A 1,379-nucleotide genomic window follows, 5' to 3' on the forward strand; every position below is an offset into this window, starting at 1 on the left:
CGCGGACAAAAACCGAAACGTGATGCTTTTTATGACTTTAAAAACAGGAAGCTGACATCTGATGTCCTGGATGACCTAAATTACCAGTTTATGCGGCGGCTGCAGAAAGAAGGGCTGGTCACATTAAAAAAACTTTTTATTGACGGTACAAAGATAGAGGCAAATGCAAACCGTTATACTTTTGTATGGCGCGGAAGCATCAATTACCATCTAGCAGGACTTCTGGACTTTATCGACCAGCTTTTTGAAAAATATAATTCTTTTTTGCAGGAGAATGATTATGGAACAAAGTACGAGCTGGGAAATGCACAGATGTTTGTGATCGAAGGGATGGATAAAGTCCGGGAAGTGATCGAAAAGAACAGAAAACGAAAGCTTGTAAAACATAAAAAGCTTTCAAATAACCGTATTATAGAGATCGATAACTGTTCACCGCTTGAAATACGGAAACTCCAGAACAATCTCACGATGATCGTAGACAACGAGGGAATCGAATTCGTTTACGGAAAAGGAAAAAGAAAACCTGCACTTCAACAGCTGCATGAGGAACTGGAACAATGCGGAAAACGACTGATGGAATATAAAGAATGCTTTGAGATCATGGGAAAAGACAGAAACAGTTATTCCAAAACAGATCTGGAAGCGACTTTTATGCGTATGAAAGAAGATCACATGCTGAACGGACAGTTAAAACCAGCATATAATGTTCAGATCGCGGTAGAGAATTATTTTATCGTACATGGATATGTAAGCAGCGACCGCACCGATTATAATACCCTGATCCCGGTCCTTGAAAAACATAAGAATGCTTTCGGGAGTATTCTGGAAGAAGTAACTGCGGACAGCGGGTACTGTAGTGAAAAAAATCTGCTTTATTTAAAACGGAATGAAATATCCAGTTATATAAAACTGCAGGATCATGAAAAGCGAAAAACACGCGCTTATTCAGAAGATATCAGTAAATATTACAACATGAGGACAGGGATCTTTGAAGATGAACAGTTCTATATCTGCCATGACGGACGTGAACTGCGGCATCTCAGGATAGAGAGCAAAGAGCAGGATGGATATACACAGACCTTTGAGGTATATGGTTGTGCAGACTGTAGCGGATGTGAACATAAAGCGCGTTGTCTGTATAAGTATGATGCGGAAAAAGATGCCGAAAAGAACAAAGTCATGAAGATCAATGAACAATGGGAGGAACTGAAAGAAAGATCGCATGCCAATATCCAGAGTGAACGCGGGATCCTGAAACGCCAGACACGTTCCATTCAGACGGAAGGACATTTTGGAGATATCAAGGAAAATGAGAACTTCCGGCGTTTTAATTACCGTTCGGCAGATAAGGTATATAAAGAATTCATGCTGTATGCTAT

1 protein-coding gene is annotated in these 1,379 nt (G+C 40.2%); it reads left to right on the plus strand.

Annotation, left to right across the window (positions count from 1 at the left end; translation table 11 throughout):
• On the plus strand, positions 1 to 1,379 hold a 1,379-nt coding region (locus tag WMO75_RS19540), incomplete at both ends, for a transposase (RefSeq protein ID WP_349078850.1).

The organism is Blautia intestinihominis (genome assembly GCF_040096655.1).
Taxonomy (GTDB): domain Bacteria; phylum Bacillota; class Clostridia; order Lachnospirales; family Lachnospiraceae; genus Blautia_A; species Blautia_A intestinihominis.